Genomic DNA, 2776 nt, shown 5'->3' with positions numbered 1-2776 from the left:
GTTACATACGTTCTAGCGTATCGATACCTAGCAGTGATAGACCTTGTTTAATTGTCTTCGCTGTTAGCGCTGCTAGTTTTAGACGGCTCTGTTTAATAGACTCGTCTTCAGTATTAAGAATTGGGCACGCTTCGTAGAAGCTAGAGAACTGACCCGCAAGTTCGAATAGGTAGCTACACATGATATGAGGCTGACCTTCACGAGCGACAGATAGTACCGCTTCTTCGAATTGAAGTAGCTTAGCGATCAGTGCTTTCTCTTTGTCTTCCGTTACCTTTATCTCTCCAGACAGGTCATCCATTGAGATTCCAGCTTTAGCGAAGATAGACGCGACACGAGTGTAAGCATATTGCATGTAAGGCGCAGTGTTACCTTCGAATGCAAGCATGTTGTCCCAATCGAACACGTAGTCAGTCGTACGATGTTTAGAAAGGTCTGCGTACTTAACCGCCGCCATCGCAACAGTGTTAGCAATGTTTTGCTTCTCTGCTTCTTCAAGTGTTGGGTTCTTAGATTCGATCAACTTGATTGCGCGCTCTTCCGCTTCATCCAGTAGATCGGCTAGACGAACGGTACCGCCTGCACGAGTCTTGAATGGGCGACCATCTTTGCCTAGCATCATACCGAACGCGTGGTGCTCAAGAGTTACTTCTTCAGGAACGTAACCTGCTTTGCGAACGATAGACCATGCTTGCATTAGGTGCTGGTGCTGACGAGAGTCGATAAAGTATAGAACGCGATCTGCGCCTAGTGTTTCGAAACGGTACTTAGCACATGCAATGTCGGTTGTCGTGTATAGGAAACCGCCATCGCGTTTTTGGATGATAACACCCATTGCTTCGCCGTCTTTGTTCTTGTACTCTTCTAGGAATACAACCTGAGCGCCGTCATCTTCTTGCGCGATACCTTTCTCTTTAAGGTCAGCAACGATGCCCGGTAGCATGTCGTTGTACATGCTTTCGCCCATTACGTCGTCACGAGTTAGTGAAACGTTCAAGCGGTCGTAGTTACGCTGGTTTTGAATCATGGTTACATCAACCAGTTTCTTCCACATTTCAGCGCAGTACTCGTCACCACCTTGCAGTTTTACCACGTAGTTACGTGCTTTAGCTGCAAACTCTTCGTCTTCGTCGTAAAGCTTTTTAGATTCACGGTAGAATGCTTCTAGGTCTGAAAGCTCCATTGAAACTTCGCCAGACTCTTGCTGCACGCGTTCAAGGTTTGCGATAAGCATACCAAACTGCGTACCCCAGTCACCGATGTGGTTAGCACGGATAACTTTGTGGCCTAGGAACTCAAGTGTACGAACAACTGCATCACCGATGATGGTTGAGCGTAGGTGACCAACGTGCATCTCTTTTGCTACGTTTGGCGCCGAATAGTCAGCGACGATGGTTTTCTGTGCTTCAGCGGCAACACCTAGGCGGGCATCTGCTAGAGCAGCATCAGCTTGCTTAGCGAGGAACTCTTCACTTAGGAAGATGTTGATAAAGCCTGGGCCTGCGATTTCAGTTTTGCTTGCGATACCGTCTAGGTCTAGAACATCCAATACTTTCTGGGCAAATTCGCGCGGGTTAGTGCCTAGTTTTTTTGCAACGCCCATAACGCCGTTGGCTTGGTAGTCACCAAACTGAGGTTTTGCAGATTGGCGAACAGCAGCAGGACTACCTGCAGGTGCGCCAGCGGCTTCAAGAGCCTGAGAAACTTTGTCATTAATAAGTGCTTGGATATTCACACGCGCTTCCTTCAATTCTTGGGAATTGGTTAGCTATGCATCTTTACTATTCGGTGGGTTCATTGGGAGTCACCATGAATAATATCCACCGAGTGGATTGAATGCATATCTCGATCTAGTTCATAAATTTGGCGCACATAATAGCAACTTTATTGCTCCGCATATAGGGAGTGAACTGGGAAATTTTCTACTTTTCCCGATGATCTTGTTAGTATTAGGAAAAAAATAACGTTTTGAGTCGTAAATTATGTCAAAAGAGCTAACGAATGCTGGATTAATGCCAGTTCAAATGAAAAGTAAACTTGATGATTTTATGCATAAAATTCAAAGTTTAAGCGAACTTTTGCATATTAATTTGTCGCGATTTCAAGCCGACCACATCGCTTTGCGCATCAATGAGTCAGAACTGGCTAAACAAGCGCACTATGAGTGGCAAAAAGAGGCGCAAGTCATTTCCCAAGCAGAGATTAACGGCCGACCGATTATCGTGTTGCTGTTTAACCTGCCTCTGGAATGTATGAGTTGGGAAATTGAGTGCCTAGAGCTTCCGTACCCGGCACCTGGAAAAATCTATCCTCAGCAGAGTTGGGAGCACGTCGAGTTTGTGGTGCCGTCACAGGCGCAAACCGCAGATGAGTATCTAAGTGATCTTAAGCAGCAGTTTCCTGAAATGGCTGATAATTGGGACAAGCTTGAGCAACTAGGCATCAAAACCAAGCTGTCGAGCCCCAAGGGTGAAGGGGAGCGATTAAACAATCCAACGGTCGCGTTTAAGTGGAATGGCGTGTGTATTAAGCTCCATCCACACTCACTCAAGCACATCGTCGAATCTGAACAAGCGTAGTTGGGCTACTAGCCCAACTCTACGTCTTTAGGCCTTAATTGAAATTCTTCAATCGAACCGATTTCCAATCCTAAGTTGAGCTTTTCTGCTTCATGGTGAGCATTGCCCTGAGTGTGCATGATCAGGCGATTCGCCGTGCGAGGTTTTAACTCATTGACGACGAAGCGGATCATGTCAGTACGGGTTAATGCTTTAAG

The 2776-nt window shown here is 46.3% G+C and carries 3 protein-coding genes; 1 reads left to right on the top strand and 2 read right to left on the bottom strand.

Annotated elements, in window-relative coordinates:
* Position 1 precedes the first annotated feature (1 nt).
* Positions 2–1735, bottom strand: a complete 1734-nt coding sequence (gene argS, locus QTO00_RS17775; RefSeq protein ID WP_331425964.1) for an arginine--tRNA ligase — start codon at positions 1733–1735, stop codon at positions 2–4.
* A gap of 247 nt (positions 1736–1982) precedes the next feature.
* Here argS and QTO00_RS17770 point away from each other — a divergent pair, with 247 nt between their 5' ends.
* Entirely contained in the window at positions 1983–2579 is a 597-nt protein-coding gene (locus QTO00_RS17770) for a VOC family protein (RefSeq protein ID WP_331425963.1), read from the top strand.
* Between the two features lie 8 nt (positions 2580–2587).
* On the opposite strand, the gene QTO00_RS17765 is transcribed toward QTO00_RS17770, so the two are convergent.
* Positions 2588–2776 (bottom strand): hypothetical protein (locus QTO00_RS17765; RefSeq protein WP_331425962.1); only part of this gene is annotated, 189 nt, incomplete at its 5' end.

It is taken from the genome of Vibrio sp. M260118 (assembly GCF_036533755.1).
GTDB lineage: Bacteria > Pseudomonadota > Gammaproteobacteria > Enterobacterales > Vibrionaceae > Vibrio.
This window is presented reverse-complemented; position numbering and strand designations above follow the sequence as displayed.